The sequence below is a fragment of the Bacillus sp. B19-2 genome (genome assembly GCF_022832475.1).
GTDB classification, from domain to species: domain Bacteria; phylum Bacillota; class Bacilli; order Bacillales; family Bacillaceae; genus Bacillus; species Bacillus paralicheniformis.
This window is the reverse complement of sequence record NZ_JALHKQ010000001.1, coordinates 444,845-463,931: the sequence shown is the minus strand read 5'-3', so window position 1 is coordinate 463,931 and position 19,087 is coordinate 444,845. Positions and strand designations below refer to the sequence as shown.

At 49.7% G+C, this 19,087-nt stretch carries 15 protein-coding genes; all 15 read right to left on the bottom strand.

Going from position 1 to position 19,087, the window contains the following annotated elements:
* Nucleotides 1–7 precede the first annotated feature (7 nt).
* Complete coding sequence (gene mgrA / locus MST20_RS02455; RefSeq protein WP_243939882.1) at nucleotides 8–1,000, bottom strand: L-glyceraldehyde 3-phosphate reductase; 993 nt, start codon at nucleotides 998–1,000, stop codon at nucleotides 8–10.
* Between the two features lie 122 nt (nucleotides 1,001–1,122).
* Nucleotides 1,123–3,009, bottom strand: coding sequence for a rhamnogalacturonan lyase (locus MST20_RS02450; protein WP_279599803.1), 1,887 nt, complete (start codon nucleotides 3,007–3,009; stop codon nucleotides 1,123–1,125).
* A gap of 68 nt (nucleotides 3,010–3,077) precedes the next feature.
* Nucleotides 3,078–4,709, bottom strand: coding sequence for a rhamnogalacturonan acetylesterase (locus tag MST20_RS02445; RefSeq protein WP_243939880.1), 1,632 nt, complete (start codon nucleotides 4,707–4,709; stop codon nucleotides 3,078–3,080).
* Between the two features lie 19 nt (nucleotides 4,710–4,728).
* The gene (locus MST20_RS02440; protein ID WP_481747879.1) at nucleotides 4,729–6,597 is read right to left on the bottom strand and encodes a rhamnogalacturonan lyase; all 1,869 of its coding nucleotides are present in this window, start codon (nucleotides 6,595–6,597) and stop codon (nucleotides 4,729–4,731) included.
* A gap of 180 nt (nucleotides 6,598–6,777) precedes the next feature.
* Nucleotides 6,778–7,389 carry a YesL family protein gene (locus MST20_RS02435; protein ID WP_243939877.1) on the bottom strand — a complete coding sequence of 204 codons (612 nt, stop codon included), beginning with the start codon at nucleotides 7,387–7,389 and terminating at the stop codon, nucleotides 6,778–6,780.
* A gap of 14 nt (nucleotides 7,390–7,403) precedes the next feature.
* Complete coding sequence (locus MST20_RS02430) at nucleotides 7,404–8,063, bottom strand: YesU family protein (protein WP_243939875.1); 660 nt, start codon at nucleotides 8,061–8,063, stop codon at nucleotides 7,404–7,406.
* Nucleotides 8,035–8,799 carry a rhamnogalacturonan acetylesterase gene (locus MST20_RS02425; RefSeq protein WP_243939873.1) on the bottom strand — a complete coding sequence of 255 codons (765 nt, stop codon included), beginning with the start codon at nucleotides 8,797–8,799 and terminating at the stop codon, nucleotides 8,035–8,037. Before MST20_RS02425 ends, MST20_RS02430 begins: the two co-directional genes overlap by 29 nt.
* A gap of 13 nt (nucleotides 8,800–8,812) precedes the next feature.
* A complete protein-coding gene (locus MST20_RS02420) occupies nucleotides 8,813–11,098 on the bottom strand; it encodes a helix-turn-helix domain-containing protein (RefSeq protein ID WP_243939871.1) in 2,286 nt (761 codons plus the stop codon).
* A 45-nt stretch (nucleotides 11,099–11,143) separates the two neighbouring features.
* A complete protein-coding gene (locus tag MST20_RS02415; RefSeq protein WP_243939869.1) occupies nucleotides 11,144–12,178 on the bottom strand; it encodes a glycoside hydrolase family 88/105 protein in 1,035 nt (344 codons plus the stop codon).
* 18 nt (nucleotides 12,179–12,196) lie between these two features.
* Nucleotides 12,197–13,006, bottom strand: a complete 810-nt coding sequence (locus tag MST20_RS02410; protein ID WP_243941130.1) for a carbohydrate ABC transporter permease — start codon at nucleotides 13,004–13,006, stop codon at nucleotides 12,197–12,199.
* Between the two features lie 87 nt (nucleotides 13,007–13,093).
* Entirely contained in the window at nucleotides 13,094–14,011 is a 918-nt protein-coding gene (locus tag MST20_RS02405; protein WP_243939867.1) for a carbohydrate ABC transporter permease, read from the bottom strand.
* A gap of 34 nt (nucleotides 14,012–14,045) precedes the next feature.
* Complete coding sequence (locus MST20_RS02400) at nucleotides 14,046–15,341, bottom strand: ABC transporter substrate-binding protein (protein WP_243939865.1); 1,296 nt, start codon at nucleotides 15,339–15,341, stop codon at nucleotides 14,046–14,048.
* Nucleotides 15,342–15,487: 146 nt separating this feature from the next.
* Nucleotides 15,488–16,654 (bottom strand): response regulator transcription factor, encoded by a 1,167-nt coding sequence (locus MST20_RS02395; RefSeq protein ID WP_243939863.1) that lies wholly within the window; start codon nucleotides 16,652–16,654, stop codon nucleotides 15,488–15,490.
* Nucleotides 16,655–16,656: 2 nt separating this feature from the next.
* Entirely contained in the window at nucleotides 16,657–18,393 is a 1,737-nt protein-coding gene (locus MST20_RS02390; RefSeq protein ID WP_347880850.1) for a sensor histidine kinase, read from the bottom strand.
* A 13-nt stretch (nucleotides 18,394–18,406) separates the two neighbouring features.
* Entirely contained in the window at nucleotides 18,407–19,051 is a 645-nt protein-coding gene (locus MST20_RS02385; RefSeq protein WP_243939860.1) for a YesL family protein, read from the bottom strand.
* Nucleotides 19,052–19,087: the final 36 nt, after the last annotated feature.

The following is a 19,087-nucleotide window of genomic DNA, read 5'->3' as shown; positions in this document are numbered from 1 at the left end:
CTCCTTTTTATGAAAGAATTTTATCAATTGTGTCGAGCTCTTCAGCTGAGAATCGAGCGGACTTAAAAGCAGCGGCATTTTCTTCGATCTGTTCGGTTTTGCTTGCTCCGATCAGCACTGAAGTGACGCGCGGATCTTTTAAAAGCCAGGCGATTGCCATTTGCGGCAGGGATTGTCCGCGTTCGGCCGCCATTTGATTCAGCTTGCGGACTTTGCCGAGCGCGTCTTCTGTGATGCCCTCGGCCTGCAAAAACGGACTGTTCATATCAGCGGCTCTTGACCCGGCGGGAATCCCAGTTAAATATTTCGTTGATAAAAGCCCTTGGGCAAGTGGTGTAAACGCGATCGCCCCGGCTCCTTTTTTCTGCAGCACTTGCAGCAGGCCATTTTCCGGTTCTCTGTGGAACATTGAATATTTGGGCTGATGGATGAGGAGCGGAACCCCGTATTCTTGCAAAATATCGGCCGCCTTTTCGGTCTGTTCAGCGCTGTAGTTCGACAAACCGACATATAAAGCTTTTCCTTGCCTGACGATGTGGGCGAGCGCTCCCATCGTCTCTTCCAGCGGTGTATGAGGGTCAGGGCGGTGTGAATAAAATATATCGACATAATCAATACCTATTCGTTTTAAACTTTGATCAAGGCTTGCGACGAGGTACTTTTTTGACCCCCAATCGCCGTATGGCCCGGGCCACATCGTATAGCCGGCTTTCGTGCTGATGACCATTTCATCGCGGTAGCCGGCAAAATCGGTTTTCAGCGCTTTTCCGAATGTTTCTTCGGCAGAACCGGGGGGCGGACCGTAATTATTCGCCAAGTCAAAGTGGGTGATTCCCAGATCAAATGCTTTTCTTAACAGCGCTTTGGCATTTTGAAACGAATTTGCTTCTCCGAAATTGTGCCAAAGCCCTAAAGACAGAGCAGGCAGTTTTAATCCTGAATGTCCGCAGCGGTTATATTTCATATTTTCATAGCGTGAATCACTCGCCTGATACCCCATACGAATCCCTCTTTTCATTTTGTAATGAAATCGCTTACTAATCATTTTATGGGAACAGGCTGTGAGATTACAATCATACTTTTTTGTATATTTCATAATCCTGCCGGTGCCGTCGGTCTCTGTCATTCTTCATGTCTCTTACAAGGAACGGTATAAATATTCGGCCGGGGCGGCTTGTCCATTCCGGTTCCTAAATAAAATCCGGGGTGAGGCGGCTGATTGTAAGCGACATTTTGCCAGGCTACCCCCAAGCGGTAAACGGGATCGTGCATGAACGTATAGAAACGATGTTCAGTCAGCTCGGTCGTTGTGTATATTCGCAGAGCATCGTTTCGCGCGGTGCGGAACACGACATCTTCGCGCCAATCGCCGAACAGATTGGCCTGAAGCACAGGCGTCCCTTTCGTCCAATTGTTAGACAGCGTTCCCTCAGCAGTGAGCAGATTGACCAGCCTGCCGCTGTGATAGTCCCATTTATCAATTTTCGGGATGCCGGCTGGTTCTTTCCAATCGTGATCAAGCAGCTCGCGGAGAAGATCGCCGTCCCACCAAATCGCAAAATTGGCCGAAGCCGGAGCGGCGTCGCTGAGCTTTTCTCCCTTACTCGTATAGAGGCCGTATGATTTGCCTTCATTACCCGGGGGATCGATCGCCCAGACAAGCGCGCCTTTATAGCGGGGATCGATATGCGCGGCCATTCCCCGACCAACATCTGTATCGGCCGGCACTCCCCAGAGGATTTCCCCTGTACCCGCATCGCGAAATGAGAGGCCGTACGGAAGGCGCGGGTCCTCATGCACTTGAAAGACTTCCAGCCCGGGCCGATCCGGGTCAAGATCACTCACATGCATGGCGTCACCGTGTCCAAGCCCTGTCGTATAAAGCCCTGTTCCGTCATGATCCACAACCATCGCGCCGTAGACGATCTCATCTTTCCCGTCATCGTCGACATCAGCGACGCTCAGACTATGGTTTCCCTGCCCTGCATAGCCTTCGTTACCGGGCTTGTCGCTGTCAAATGTCCATAGCTTAGTGAGCTTGCCGTCCCGGAAGTTGTAAGCGGCAAGCACCGTTCTTGTGTAATAGCCGCGCGCCATAACAAGGCTCGGCCTTTCACCGTCCAAATAGGCGATGCCTGCCAAAAACCGGTCCATGCGGTTGCCGTATCCGTCTCCCCAGTCCTCAAGCCTGCCCCGCGGCGGATCGTAATCCACAGTTGCCAATTCCCTTCCCGTTTCCCCGTGAAAAATCGACAAATATTCAGGCCCATCCAAAATTCGTCCATCTTTATTTCTGTAATCGGCAGCCTGATCGCCGATCACCCGTCCGGTTCCGTCAACCGTTCCGTCAGCCGTCTTCATGGCGATTTCCGCTTTTCCGTCGCCGTCAAGATCATAGACCATCAATTGGGTATAATGGGCGCCCGCGCGGATGTTTTTCCCGAGATGAATCCTCCACATGAATGTCCCGTCAAGCTTATAGGCATCGATGATGACTTCTCCGGTATAGCCGTTGTGCGCGTTATCTTTCGAATTGGACGGGTCCCATTTGAGCACAATTTCGTATTCTCCGTCGCCGTCAAGATCTCCGATGCTTGCGTCATTGGCGCTGTACGTATACTGTACGCCGTCAGGAGTTGTCCCGCCGTCAGGCTTGTTTAACGGAACATCCAAGTACGGCTTCTGCCAGACAGCTGTTTTGTGCGACGTCTCGACTTCCTTATCTCCGAGAACCTTTGTCACATAATAGACAGATTCTCCGTTTCCGTGTTTATCAAGAAAGTTGGTCGATGATGAAATGGATGTTGAGTTGATTCTGTGACCGTTGCGATATAGGTTAAAAGCTGTTTCTTCCGGATCGGTTCCTAAGAGCCGCCAGCTGAGAAAAATCCCTTTTTTTGTTTTCACGGCCACAAGTCCGCGGTTTAAGCGTTCCATTTGCCTCGGTTTTGCCGCCGTTTTCAGCGGCCGAACGCGTTCAGCTGCTGCATGTACGTCTTTTTCTCCCATCGTCCTCTCTCCCCCTTTACGGTTTGGAATGGCGAACGGGAGAACCGGAGACCGGCTCTCCCGACACCTTATTTCTTGAGCGAGTGTTTCAGCGGATATATGTTCAAATCGGAGATTTCTTCTGTCACAAGCCTTGCCAACTGGTTTGCACCGAACTCGTGAAAATGCACCCTGTCCTGGATTCCGTCTGGATAATTCAGGCTTTCTCCCGGCTCTAAAAACATAAATACGTTTTTAGTCGCTTCAACGCCGATCTCGTTGTAATAATCGATGCTTTTTTGATTTAAATCGAGCACCGGAACGTTCATTTCCCGTCCGAGCTGTCTCATTGCGTTCGGATATTCTCCGATGCTGTTATAAAAAACGCCCGTTTCATCATAGGTTCGTTTACTTTGAGAAGTGACGAGCACAGGCCGTCCTCCTTTTTCACGGGCTTTGTTAATGTATGTTCTCAAGTATTCCTGAAATTTCGTATACGGATCTGTATGACGGGCCGGATCTTGCCCTGCGTCATTGATGCCGAACTGAATCAACAAATAATCGCCCCGTTTCATCCGGTTCAAAATCGTATCCAGCGACCGTTCATCCACAAAACTTTTCGCGCTTCTCGCGCGTTTCGCCTGGTTGTCGATGACGATTTCATCCGAGAAATAACCGCCTAAAAATTGCCCCCAGCCTGCCATCGGCGCATAACCTGGTTCATAATCGGAGACCGTGGAATCTCCAGCCAGAAAAACCGTTGTCTTGTCATCTGTTACATGATAAGCCGTCTTCGTCAAAACCAGCGCATTGAGGTGCGGCGCTGTTCTCGCTGCTAAGGCTTGAATGGAAAGGCGGCCGCCGGAAATCTGAATCGGAAACGTTTTTTCGTTGTATCCGCCCGCTTCCGCTCCAAATGAATACAGCTGCAGCATGCCGTTTGCCCGTACATCCATGTTCGTTTTTGCCCGGGCATCTCCGGTGATCAGCCGGACATGATACAGACCGTCAGGCAAATCGACCGTAAACGCCGTCCCATCCGGTATGCAAAAGTCTGAACGAAGCGGATCGGCCGTGCCGCGGTCCGGACAAGTCACCTTTGCTGTGTCGTCAAATCCGTAACCTTTTAGAGGGGTATAAGCCGATTGTGCGCCTACCGGAATAAAGCCTGAAGCAAGAGGCCCGTCACCGAAATCAAACCGATATACCTTCGAAATTTCGACGGCATACACTTTTGGCTGAGTTCCTTTCCACTCCAAATCGAGACGCCCGTCTTCCACCGTAACGGTGAACGCTTTTTCGGCTGAACTTCCCTTTGCTCCGGCCGGGATCGTTCCCATTTCCTCTCCTTCGGCATAAAGCTTCAATTCACCGCGGGATGAGGCAAATACGGTTACGCGGTATTCGCCTGGAGAGAGATCCGCCAGAAAAGCCGTCCGGTTCACGACACAATAGTCTTTCTTGAGCGCTTCTTTTTTTTGCGTCTTTTTGCACACAGCGCTCCCTGCCCGTGAAAATCCGTAGCCTGCACCATTTTGATACGCGGAGGCCTCGTTCACTTTCACATAATCCTTTTCAGCGGGACCTTTTCCAAAATCGAACAGAAAAAGATCCTGATTGTGATGTGCGAGAGCGGCTTTCGGCTGCACAGGTCCTCCCATTCCCGTGATGAAGAAGAAAAGGAGGAGGATGAGCCATACGCAGCGAACATATCGCTTCATTATGCAGCTCCCCTTTTCATCAGCGTGTATAAATGTTCGGCTTCTCAGGTGTCTGCATGCCTTCGCCTAAATAAAAGCCGGTGTGCGGCGGCTGGTTGTAGCCGACATTCTGCCAGGCGATTCCGAGGCGATAGACGGCATCATGCATCAGCGTATACAAGCGGTGTTCCGTCACATCTGTCGTCGTGTAGATGCGCAGTTCGCTGCTGTCATCTGCTCGCCAGACCACTTCTTCGCGCCAGTCTCCGAGAATGTCAGCCTGCAGTGACGGCGTCGCTTTTGTTCCGTTATTTGCCGAAGCTCCGGATGCTGTCAGCAAGTTAACGGTTCGCGAATTTCGATAATCCCATTTATCAATTCTGTTGCTGTCCAGAAGCTCTCTTTGGAGATCACCGTCCCACCAAATGCCGAAGTTCGTTGATGAGGGCAATGCGCTCCCGATTTTTACGCCTTTTGCCGTATAAAGACCGCCGTTCGCCCAAACTTCCGCTCCTTCGTAGCGCGGATCGATATCAGCAGCCATCCCGCGTCCGACATCCTTGCCTGCGTGAACTCCCCAGATGATCTTTCCCGTTTTCGCGTCCCGGAAAGACAATCCATAAGGAGAAGTGCTGTTTTCATGCACTTGAAAGACTTCCAGTCCCGGTCTTGACGGGTCCAGGTTTCCTGTATGCATGGCATCCCCATGTCCCCATCCGGTTGAATAAAGACCTTTACCGTCATGATCGACAGCCATCGCTCCGTATATGATTTCGTCCTTTCCATCTCCGTCAACATCAGCGACGCTCAAACTGTGGTTGCCTTGACCGGCATAGGCGCCATTTCCGGGGGCGTCCGAATCGAACGTCCACAGCTTGGTCAGCTTTCCGCCTCTGAAGTTGTAAGCGACAAGTACTGTTCTCGTGTAATACCCGCGTGCCATGACAAAACTCGGCCGCTCCCCGTCAAGGTATGCGACACCGGCCAGAAAGCGGTCAACCCTGTTGCCGTAGCTGTCTCCCCAATCGGCTACATTTCCCCGGGCAGGTTCGTAGTTGACCGTTGTAAGCTCAGCGCCTGTATCGCCTTTAAAAACCGTCAAATACTCAGGCCCTGACAAAATTCGGCCTTGGGCATTGCGATAATCGGCGTTTGCATTTCCGATCACCTTTCCCTTGCCGTCTTTCGTTCCGTCGGCCGTCTTCATGGCGATTTCCGCTTTTCCGTCGCCGTCAAAGTCATAGACGAGAAACTGCGTATAATGGGCGCCGGCGCGAATGTTTTTACCAAGGTTGATTCTCCACATCATGGTTCCGTCAAGCTTGTATGCGTCAATCAGCACATCTCCCGTGTATCCGTCATGTGAATTATCTTTTGAATTGGAAGGATCCCACTTGAGAATGATTTCATATTCGCCGTCTCCATCAAGGTCGCCGACACTCGCATCATTGGCGCTGTATGTGTATGAGACCCCATCAGGCGTTTTTCCTCCGGCCGGTTTTTGCAGCGGAACAGATTTGTATGGTTTATTCCAAACTCCGGCGGTTTCAGAAGGAGCCTGCTCCACACCGTTCAAAACAGCGCGCACCTGGTAAACGGCACTCGAATCCCCACCCCCATCTTGATAGTTTGTACTCGATGTAATCGGGGAACCGTTCAGCTTCTTTCCGTTTCGATACACATTAAATGAAACAGAAGCGGGCTCGGTTCCGAGCAGCCGCCAGCTCACAAAAACACCGTTCCCCGTTTTAACAGCGACAAGCCCCCGGTTCAGCGATTCCATTTGCCTTGCCTGCGCAGCCGTCCGCCCGTCTGCTTCCGCTTGTTCCGAGAAGCCGGTCACAAGCGTAATCAATAAAAGAGATGACGCGGCCAACCGTTTCTTCCACCTTTTCTTTCCTTTTTTCATCATCTTCTCCCTTCGCTTTTTTGCAAGCGCTTACTTAAAGGGATTCTATTACGGCTTCCATTTTTATTCAATTGCACTTTTTTGCCGAAAGGAAAAGATGTGTTCAAGTCCGATTTTAAGCGGTTCAGCCTTTTCAATTGATACTTTTTTGCTCACTTTTCTCATTTTTGCACGGTTCAGCTAGCCTTCCAGACGCAAAAAACAGCGATGTGCGATGAACATTGATACAAGAGCAAACAAACTGACACCATAAAATGGGATCAGTCCCGGAACCGTCAACAGCACATAAGCGACAAAGCCCCCAGCAGCAGCCATTCCGGCCGTCGTCAAAGGACGAACGAGACCGATCAGTGCAGCCTGTGAAAAATAGCGGGCAAACGGCAGCTGAACGTGAACGTAAAGCGGAAAAATATACACGAAAACGACGACATACATGAGCCCGGCCATCAGTGTGGCATAGCTGATGATGATTGAAAATAAATCCTCACGGACGCGGAAAAATTGATAGTTTACAAATAAAATTGTGCCGGCGGCGAGGAGGATGAGGCCAATTCCGTTTGTTTTGAAAAACTCTTTTTTATACGTTTGATAAAATGTTTTGAATACCGGTGCGTCTGTCCGGCCGAGCAGCCACTTGCGCACGACCGTGAACATCGCGGCCGTGCTCGGAGCCCAGCCGAAAACAATGCCTCCTCCCAGCGTGAATAGAACCCAGAGCGCGTTCAGCCAGGCGATTTTCATGATCGCTTCACAAGCGCCGTACATCATCGCCATCACGCCTTTTTCCCGCATGTCCGATCCCCCTTTCAGTCGCGCAGCAGCCTGCGCACTTCAAAATTGGCGTAGGCTGCTTTCAGCGGAGCCATTTGCCTGAAGCCGATTTTTCCTCCGCCGTAAACCGGGCCGAAACGCCTGCCGTCATCCTCCCATTTCAAAATGGGCAGCCCGTTGATTGAAAAATGAACGCGTGCCCCGTCTTTTATGAGCTTCATCCGGTAGGGAGGCAAAGCGTCACTAGCGGGCGGAAGCGGGTCGGCTCCCTCACAGACGAGGTGAAAACCGCGGCTTTTCCTGAGGTTGCATGTTCTGAATGCTCTTTCATCAGCATGCTTATGTCTGAAATACGACAGGTGCAATGTGTTGATGTCCCCTGAATGATATTGCGGATAATTCCCTGTTCTCTTCGCCAGCCGTCCGTCGAATAAATCTTCCCCTTTCATGCCGGTTGCTGCAAAAAATATCATGCATAAGCCGGGCTCCCGCACGGGATAGAAATCCCACTTCACAACGATTCCATCAGGGAATGTCTGAGGACACCAGTAAACAAAATGGGCATCGTCCCCATATTGCTCAGCGTCGAGTTCATTCTCCATATGCAGGCGGTCGTGCGGAAAACGAACGATTCCTTTCCCTTCCATCACCCAGCCGCGGAGATCTTCAGGAGATGATAAAGGGTTTTGATACATCAGGCTTCCTTCTCTTGCATGACACGCCGGCACGGAAATCTCTCCTTTCACAATGAAGATAAGCCGCTAGAGGCAGACCGAGCTCTCTGATTCCTTCTGTTACCAGCCTGGCGACTTGACGGGCCCCCGCCTCGGAAAAATGGGTATTGTCTTCGATTCCATTTGGATAATGAGGGTGTTCATGCGGCTGAAAGTGGACGAACAGCCGCTTTGAGCCTTCGATTCCGAGAGATTCATAGAGCGCTTTTGTTTTGGACCATAAATCGATCAGCGGCACTTCGAAGCTGCCAGCGAGCGCCTTCATCGCTTTCGGAAAATCCCCGAGTGTGTCGGCGGGCTTTCCGTTTTGATCAAAACGTCTGCGCTCTGCGGAAGTGATCAAAACCGGAGTCGCCTGTTTTTCACGAACCGCTTCCACATAGCGGACAAGATGCTCTTGATAGGTTGTATACGGGTCTGTTCCGTACGGCTTTTGATCGTTGTGGCCGAACTGGATCAACACATAATCGTCAGGCGCAAGCCGATCCGTCATGTCATCGAGCCGGCCTTCATCAATGAAGCTGTTCGAACTGGCCCCGCCTTTTGCCATATTCACGACCGCAGCCTCATCTGAGAAAAACAGCGGAAGCATCTGTCCCCAGCCGGCCATCGGCGCTTCATGCGGGGGACAGTCTGCGACGGTCGAATCCCCGGCCAAATATACTGTCACTTTTGGCTTTTTGTCTGTTCGTTTCATAACACTCTCCCTTTCACGAAGATTCCTGATGGATCTGCCTGTAGCGGCTCGGCGGAATGCCGACCTGCTTCTTGAAAATCCGGTTGAAATAGCTGTGTCTGTAGCCGACCTCTTCAGAAACGTCATGGATTTTTTTATTCGTTTCAAGAAGGAGCTCTTTCGCTTTTTCGATTCTGAGACGGGTAACATAGTCGATAAAATTGATGCCGGTTACTTGTTTGAAAGCTTTGCTCAGCGTATACGAATTTGTCCCGGCTTGATCAGCGCAGCTTTCAAGCGATATATCGTTCATATAATGCTGATGAATCATCTCAAGCACCTGTTCGACAAGCCGTTTTTGCTGTCTGTTTTTCCTGCCTTCCATTTCTTTAAGATACGGGCTTACGACACGCTCCATCATCCAGCCGACGGCCCTTTCCGGCTCCCTCAGCTCTGAAAGCTCCTGCAGCAGATTTTTGCGGCTGAACAATTCATAAGGGTGAAGGCCGGAATGAAAGATCTCTTCCTGGATCTTTGCGAACAGCTGCATCATGCCCGGCTGGATGCGGATTTCCGTCTTTCCTTTATCGGACAGCTCCCGGATGAACAGCCTGATCCGCCTTTCGACTTCACCCCTTTCTTCAAGCCGCAACGCCCTGACGACCTCTTTTTCAAGAGTGAACGGATAGTATGATTCAGCGGGAGGCATGTCTTCCCGCCGGCTTAAATCGATCACCTGGCTGGCGTTTTCGAACTGTCTGTAATGCCTGCCTTCTTTCACCTCTTTATACATGCCGGGAATGTCTTTTAACATGTCAGCGGTTTTTGATACCGTCACTGTGACGTGGAGTCTTGATATGCCGCAGATCACATCCGTCAGCTTACGCACAAATTGGGCGGTTTCTTCCTTGAAGGCTGTTTTATTGCCGCTCATCAGCAGCACAGCGAGCGATAACGAACGGACATCGGTCATATAAATATGTTTGAATGTCCTGCCACCCAGTTCGCGCGTAATGTTGCCCAGCAAAAAGCCCGCCAGACTTTCATCCTTTTTTGTAAAAGCTCCGTTCCCTTCGTAGAGTCCCGTCAGCTGGATATCGATGATAGTAAACACATTGTCTTTCGCTTCCCAGCCCCACCTTTTCAGACGATCTCTCAAAGTCCTCTCTGATTCATCTGCAAAGTATCCGCCGAGAAGGCGCTGAAAAAAAACGTTTGCAGCCTGGGGCATTTCCTTTTTCAGTCTACCGCTTTCCTCATTTAGGTCTTCCCAGCGCTTCTCGAGCCAATGAAATTCATCCGGAAAATGGGCGGCCTTTCCCTCTCCTGAGCAGAGCTTGATCAGCCTCGCAACAGGTGAATAAATTTTGTGTGACGCATACCATGACAGAATGAAAGCAAGAACGATCCCGGCGATGCTGACCGACGCGACGAGCTTCGATAAAAACAACACCGGAGCTGTAATCGCCGACATCGGTGAAGCCGAGACATAGGTCCATTCCTGGTTCAACCTGTCCATTCGTCCGTATGAAACGGAATACACCCCTCCGTCCCAATCCATCACAAAGGAGCCCTGTTGATTTTTTTGTTTCTCAAGCCTTTCTTTTAAAACGCTTTCAAAACCAGCTTTGCCGCGTTTGCTCCCGAAAAAAACAAGCTTTTGATCATGCTGAAAAAGAAGCGCTGTTCCCTTTGAATACGGTGAAAGGCTTTCCAGCAAATGCCCCATTTCTTTTTCGTCAAGCGTCAAAATCAGCGCGCCGAACGGCTCTGAGATGCCTCCCGGAATTTTGTGGACAAGCGCCATTCCGTATGGCGCGCCGCTCATGTCTTTCCAATAAACGTTTTGACCGCCTTCAAGCAGCGAATGATAGGCCTTTAAGATGTTCCGGTCTGTCATTCCGCTGTATTCCGGGTTTAAGAGAATCGGCTCCTTCCCTTGAATGAACAGTTCAACCTTGTGAATGAGCGGATTTTGATCCTGAAGCACAAACAGCGATTTTGAGAGCCTGTACGTCGTTTGAAAATCCGTTTGCAGATCGGCATCGGCCAGACCGTTGATCAGGCGCGGATCATATGCAAGCTGGGAGAGCATGATCTCAAGCCCTTCCAGCTTGTCATCGATTTGGCTGATTTGGCGTTTCACCTGGTTCTCGTGCATTTGTTGGAGCTCTTTTTCAATTTTTGCAGCGGAAAACAAATAGATTCCTGCACCCGTCAATAAACCGGGAATACACGCAGTCAGCAGGATCAGCACAAAGCTTTTTTTAAAAAAACTCCCTTTTCGCCGTGAAACATATCTTTGATGCAGCTTTTTCATCCCTCTCCCCCCACTGCAATGAAAAGAATGTTTCTTTTTCAATTTCTATTGGAACGCGCGCGACTTGGAGCGGACGACGTCGGCCAAAAACGTCAGGGCAAGCCCCTGTCCCCAGCCTTGAATCCGTTTATACGGAACGTCTTTGTAGCCCTGCGCATCCCGCATCACCGCTGTACCCGCTGAAACGCGTTCCACCCTTCCGTCAGGCGCGACCGCATCTGTTATGGCTGAGAGCGCCTTCTGAACAGATTTGTGGTATAGCGAGCCTCTGGACAGCAGGCCGGAAGCAATCCCCGCAGATCCCGACACTTCAAGATATGAATCAGGGTCTGTCAGTACGGTGTGCCATAAACCAGAAGGATGCTGAAGCCTGACAAGCGCGCTCAACAAGTCTCGGAGTGAACCGTCAATGATCATATATGAAGGATGCGTAACTTCGATCAAAGGGAGCGCTTTTGCCATTGTCAATGCTGCCCATCCGTTTCCCCTTCCCCAAAATATGCCTGACAGATTGTTTTTGGCCACATGGTCCCATCCGTGATAATAAAGATTGGTCTCCATGTCCTGCAAAAATTCTTCATGGCCGTGATACTGGCGGAGCCCGTCTTCAAAATATTCCTCGCTGCCGACAAGTTTTCCGATTCGGAGAAGGAACAATCCCGCCATCATCATCGTATCGACCCATGCCTGTTCAGGGAATACATGTTTCTCTGAGTTGACGGTGTGCTGCAAAATCCCGTCTGCGAACCGGGGCGCTTCGCGGAGCACATAGTCCGCCATTTGCCGGGCGGTGTCGAGATAACGCTCATCTCCTGTCGCTTGGTAGAGCGACAGAAGGGTATGGCCGATGGATACCCCGTTGATCGACAGCTTAGGCAAGCCGTCTTCAAGTTTTTCATCCGTCCAGTTTTTCAAAAGTTCGAGGTATTCGTCATTTTCGGTTGCTTCATACGCCTCGGCGACACCGTAAAACGCGACGCCGCCCGGCCAATCCCATTCGAAATCCATCTCAAATGTCCGCTTAACGATTCTGTCGATCACTTCATTCAGCTTTTCTTCATCAAAAACAAGCTTTGTCATGCACTTTTCTCCCCTTTGTTATTTTAATCCGCTCATGCTGATTCCTTGGACGATTGATTTTTGAAAAACGAAAAACACGAGGATCACCGGGACGAGTGAGACGACTGACATCGCAAACATCGCCCCCCAGTTAGACGCCGTTTCCGTATCTAAAAACAGCTTTAGTGCCAGAGAAACCGGGTAAAGCTCCGGCTTGTTCAAGTAAAGAAGCGGATTGATCAGCTCCTCCCACTTCCAGTAAAACGAGAAGATGGCGGACGTCGCGAGGGCCGGCGCGATCAATGGCAAAATAATTCTGAAAAAGATGCCGAGACGGCTGCAGCCGTCAATTTTCGCCGCTTCATCGAGTTCTACCGGGATCGTCCTGATGAACTGAATCATCAGAAAGATAAAAAACGCGTGCCCGAAAAATTGAGGAACAACGATCGGCTTGAATGAATTCAGCCAATCCAGCTTTGCAAAAATGATGTATTGCGGAATCATCAGCACCTCGTGCGGCAGCATCATCGTCACCATCATGCAGCTGAACCAAAATGCCTTCCCTTTAAACGGAATCCGCGCGAATCCGTAAGCGATGAACGCTGAGGACAAAACCGCGCCGACCGTCGAGAGGCCGACGATGATAAGCGAATTTTTAATAAATGTGATGAACGGCTGTCCGGCGATCCCTTTCCAGCCCTCCGTGTAATTGGACAGGATCAAAGGGTCCGGGATGAGCGAATGGGATGTGGCGAATATGCTCGCACTTTCTTTAAACGAGCTTGCGATCAGCCAGATAACGGGATACAAAAGGATGATCGCCAGACCTGCCGTCGCGATATGAAACACGAGATGCCCGGCTCTTTTCTTTCCCTTTCCTGCGGGAAGCGGGGCAGGCGCCGCCCGCCCCGAAATGTCTTTTACCGGCTCCACCGGCTACCCCTCCTTCGATTCGTAATGCACCCATAAGGATGAAGTTTTGAACAATATGAATGTGACAAGGCCGATCAGGATGAGCATCACCCATGCCATCGCCGATGCGTAGCCCATTTGGAAAAAGTTGAAGGCCCGCTGGAACAAATAGAGGGAATACAGAAGCGTCCCGTCAAGCGGACCGCCTTCCCCTTTTGAAATAATGTAGGCCGGCGTAAAGGTCATGAAGGCTGAAATGGTCTGCATCACCAGGTTAAAAAAGATGATCGGGCTGAGAAGCGGGAGCGTAATGAGAAAAAACCGCTGAAATCTGTTAGCACCGTCGACGCTTGCCGCTTCCTGATACATCGGCGGGATATTTTTCAATCCGGCAAGAAAGATCAGCATGGAAGAGCCGAACTGCCACACCGACAAAAGAATTAAGGTCCATAATGCGCTTGTCGGGTCCTGATACCAAAGAATCTTCTTGTCAAAACCGAGAAAGAACAAAAGCGCATTGATAACACCGTCATTGCCAAATACATTTCGCCACATAATCGCGACCGCCACGCTGCCGCCGATAATGGACGGGAGATAAAAGAGCGTCCGGTAAATGCCGACACCTTTTTCGGCTCTGTTCAAAATCACCGCGATGAAAAGCGCAAACGCGAGGCGCAGCGGAACACCCGCGAGCACGTAATAAAACGTCACTTTCAGCGAGCCCCAGTACTTTTCATCATCTGTCAGCATCGCCTTATAGTTGTCAAGGCCGACCCATTTGGGCGCGGTGAACAGATCGTAGCTTGTAAAAGACAGAAACAGCGAGGCTCCCATCGGAATGACGGTAAAGCACAAAAATCCGATAATAAACGGGGAAATAAAGGCGTAACCCGCCAAATTGTCAATTCTTTTTTTTTGCTTCACATTCACTTCCTCCTGCATTTGATGAGCGGCCTTCCTCCACTTGCCCCGCTTATCATTGTTGATTTCTTTTCAGTATCGCGTCCGCTTCTTTTCTGAACTTCACGGCTCCTTCTTCAGGCGTGATCTTTTTAAACAAAATCTGGTCTGACGTATCTTTTAGCAGTTTGATAACTTCGGCGCTGCCGATCGGTTCAGGCGGTTCCGCTTCTCCCGCGGACTCGGAAGCCCGTTCGACATATTCGAAAATCTTTTTCTCCTCTTCGCTCAGTTCTTTCTTCACCGTTTCCGCTATTTTGGAGGAAACCGGTACGCCTCTTTCTCCTTTGATCAGGGCATTGGCTTTTTCATTGTTAATAAAGAAGTCGATGAATGCAGCCGCTTCTTTTTTTTGCTCGGAGCTTTTCGGGATTGAAAACAGCATGCTCGGCCTTAAAAACAGCGCCTTTTCTTTCGCCTGTTCAGGAGGCAGCTTTAAGGACAGAGGCGCATCGGTCAGCTGTGCGAACGCCGAAAACTGATTTGAATAATTCCATGTTGCAGCCGTTCGGCCTTTAACGATAAAATCGTCCTCCATTCCCTTCACTTGCGCGCTTTCATCAGGTGTCGGCGATGCTTTTTCATCAACGAGCTTCACCTGCCGCTTGAAGTAATCGACAAACAGCTTGTCGTCTGAATAAGCAAGGCCTGTGCCGTCCTCTTTATAAAAGCGCTCGCCCTTCGTCCTCAAGTAATAAGGGAAAAAGACATCAGGCGGATTCATGCCGTTTGAACCGTATTGCCCCGTCTTCTCCTCGATCTCTAACGCCAGGTTTTCAAAATCGGTCCACGTCCAGCTGTCGTCGTCAATCTCAACGCCCGCTTCTTTTAGCATGTCGTCATTTGTAATCACCGACAGCACATTCACACCGAGCGGGAAGCCGTATAACTGATCACCGATTTTGCCGCCTTTGATCGTCTTTTCATCAATCGCTTCTGTATTAATGGTCCCGTCCTTGACGTACGGAGTCAGATCTTCAAGCTGGCCTTTCTTGCCGTATTGGGATAAATACGCCATATCCATCTGAATCACATCTGGCAGCTGACCTGCCGCAGACATCGGGGCAAGCTTTTTCCAATAATCGTCCCAATTCGCAAACTCCGCTTCGACTTTGACATGCGGATGTTCCTTTTCATAAAGCTCGATGATTTTTGAAGTATAATCATGCCGAGGCTGTCCGCCCCACCACGCGACCCTCAAGGTAACCTTCTTTTTGCCGTCCGCTCCGGCCGCCTCTTCACTGTTTGAACTGCATCCGAACAGGCCGAGCATCAGCAACACGCAAAATGAGATAAACACAAATCTTCTCATCAACATTTCCCCTCCTTATTTTGTAAGTGCTTACATTTCATTTTAAATTCAACTTTTTGTCCCAGAAACTCAAAAAACAGAGAAGAATGTTAAAAAAACAGAGATTCCGTCAATACGCAAAAAACCGCCGGATATACCCGGCGGCATTAAAACGTGTTTTCTTCTTTTTTTCGAAATTCAGACGGGGTGAGTCCCGTGTATTTTTTAAAAACAAGGCTGAAGTATTTCGGATTGTGGCCAAACCCCAGCTCCTCTGCCAGCACGCCGATGGCCGTGTTTTTAGACTTCTTCATCTTCGCGATCGCTTTTTCGATGCGCACCTTTGCGACATAGCTTGAAAACCTTTCACCGGTTTCCTGTTTAAACAGCTTGCCGAGATAATCCGGATTCATATACAGCATATTGCGGGCTGCCCATTTTAGCGAAAGCTTCGGATTCGAGGCTTCCTTTTCGATGAGATCGAGCATCCTCCCGATTAAAACCGATGTCTCTCCTTCATCTTGGACGATCTGTTCATATGCCTTTTCATACATCGCGGAGGCTTCGCTGATACTGCCGCTTTCGCTGAGAGATGCTTCAGGTTCAAATTGAAATAGATGGCGTGAAAGTTCTTGGACGCTTTTCATTTTTTCCTCAAGCACGGCAGGAGCGACTTTTCCGTCTACTGCACAGACAAGCACTTGTTGAACGCGGGCTGAAGCGATGACAGAACCGTTCAGCACCTCATCCGCAATTGACTCAACGCCTTGTGCATAGTCTTTGTCATCTCCGTCCCGGACGGAAAACAGGATCAGCCTGATGACCTTTTGCTCTGAAAAGAAGCGCAGGCACGTTTTATCCTCGATGCGGCCGCCGGTGACCAGCTCTTTTAACATTTGCCTCATAAGATGCGGCTTCATCATCTCCAGATCGGTTTTCACTTTTTGCGCCGATTCCTCTTTTTTCAGCTCGCCGATCACGCTTTGAAGCGAATCTGTAATATGGCTTTCATTGCAGGGTTTGAGCAAATAATGTCTGACTCCGTATGACATCGCTTTTTTTGCATATTCAAACTGGCCGAAACCCGTCAGCAAAATAAACCGGATTGACGGGTGGTCGCGGGACACTTTCTCGATCAGTTCAAGTCCTCCCATCCCGGGCATTTTAATATCGCTGATCACAATGTCCGGCCGCTCTTCCATAATCAGGCGGTAGGCGTCAATCCCGTTTTGCGCGGCTCCGATCAAAGACGTCCCGAACGAATTCCACTCGATCATGCTGGAGATGCCGTCGAGAATAATCCGTTCATCGTCCGCCAACAGCACTTTATACATCATCACACCCCGCTTTGAAATGGTATTTTAATCATCATTTCGGTTCCCTTGTTCTTTTCGCTTGAAATCGTCAAGCCGTACCCTTTGCCAAACATCAGCTGAATGCGCTCATCGATATTTTGCAGCCCGATTCCTCTGCCTCTTGTCCGGACAAGCTCTTTTCTCGCTTTTTCCAAAAAGTCTTCATCCATGCCCGGTCCGTTGTCAGCAACCGTTAAATAGACAAGCCCGCCTTTTTTATATGCTTTGATTTGAATATGGCATGGTTCAATGAAGGGCTCGAGACAGTATGTAATCGCATTTTCAGCCAAAGGCTGGAGAACAAGCTTAGGTATGCTGCATTTTTTCACCGCCGGCTCAATGTCGAGCTCAAAAACGAGCCGCTCCTCAAAGCGAAAACGCTGAATCGTAAAATAGTGGAGCACAATTTCAGCTTCTTCCTCGATCGTCAGCACGTCGGTTTTCATATTGATGGCATTCCTGAGCAAAAAACCGAGAGATTCCGTCATCTTTGAAATTTGCGGCTGACGGTTCGTTTTTGCCAGCCAGTTGATCGATTCGAGCGTGTTGTATAAAAAGTGGGGGTTAATTTGCGCTTGGAGCGCTTTAAATTCCGTCTCTTTCAGCATCAGCTGCTTCTCGTAGTTCTCGGCAATCAGTTCATTGATCCGTTCAACCATCGTAAAAAAGTTGCGGTTTAAGACGCTGACTTCATCCTGCCGGTCTGAAGGAGCGCGAGTGAGCGGCGCCAGTTTAAAATCGCCGTTTTGGACATTTTTCATAGCCGCAACCAGCTTCTCAATCGGACTCGTAATGCCCCTGGCCATTTTTCTTCCAAAGAGGACCGCAATCAAAAAGAAGAGAATAAAAAGGCAAATCAGGATCGTCTTCATCGCAGAGATTTTCGAAAACATAGCGTCAAAGGGGATCAGGCTCCAATATGTCCAATTCTTATACGCTGATTTGACATATGAAACGAAAAAGCGCTGGCCGTTTTCCTCCACAATGTCATATCCGTTTTCAGCATGAGAAGATAACCGGAGTCCATCGGTTTGGCTGAAAGGCATTTCAGAAAAAAACAGCTCCTGCCCGTCCGACATCGCAATCTTGCCTGCGCCTTCCCCCCAGTCTTTCGGAAGATCGCCAATGACCCGTTTTAAATCGGCGACAATCACCACTGTTCCCAGGTGGTCAAGGTTTAAACGCTCATAGGAGCGGATTTCCCGGACGGATAACAGCTCGCCGGTTTCACCCGGCATGGGCTCCCACGTGTTGCTGCCTTTTTGGCGCGACGCTTTTTCGATCAGCGCATTCTTTTGCTCCCGCAATGCTTCGGTCAAGTTCGCCCCCGCGGAATACTCGGTGCCTGAAGCATCAAACAAATGAATCGATTTAATGTACCGCTTAGAGCCGGTATATTCGGCAAGCTTATCCCAAATTTTGCTTTTGATCCGGTAGCGCCCGTATTTGTTTTGGCCGCGGCCGGCTTTCAGAAGGTTCGCTTGGATGTCAGCGTCAGTGGTCAGTTGATATGACACATCCTCAATCTTTTTCAATTCATCTTCAATGCTTTTTGATGATAGCATCAGCACCTGTGACGACTTCCTGTAAATCTGCTGGTCATATACGCGGAACGCGTATTGAACGCCGCTCAAGATCAAGATGAGCGAAACGGCCATGATCAGTGAAATCAAGATAAACAATTGATCTTTAATTTTTAAATGCTGATAGCGGTTCACCGAACGAACACCTTCATTTCAAGCGTGTGACGGCAGCCTGCTTATCTGTCCGGCGCCCGTCGATTGCGCGGAACGCCTGAAACGAGAACTTCGTCAAAATGAAGCTTAAAGCGCTGCCGCTGAAAAACAGAAGAAATGTGACATGAAATAAAGCGAGCAGAATCATGCCAAACGCGCTGATCAGCATGAAAAACGAGGTGAGCGGACGGGAAAAGCCGATGATAAAGCTGTATTTCAGCACTGCAATCCGTTTTAAATCGTAGTGGACATCGATTGGAAAAGCGTATAAGAGGATGATGACATAAATGATAAACAAACTGATGAACAGGCTTAAGACAACCGGCTGATCGTGAAAATAGACGGCGGCAATTTGAAAATCAACCATCAGCAATATACCGACCAGACCCAATATCAAACCGAGAACGCTTGCTTTGGCCCATTTCTTTTTAAACGCCTGAAAAAACGTCTGAAACACCGGGATATCCGTCTTTCCAAGCGCCCACTGGCTTGTCACAGCGAACATCGCGGCAGTCGCCGGCGCTAACCCGAAGATGACCGCTCCCGCCAGCGTGAAGCCGACCCACAGCAGATTCAAATAGGCGAGCCGCATCACCCACTCGCAAAAGCGGTAAAATCCATTTGCCAACGTGTGAATCATGGTCTCCCTCCTTCGCAACTTAGTAAACGCTTACAA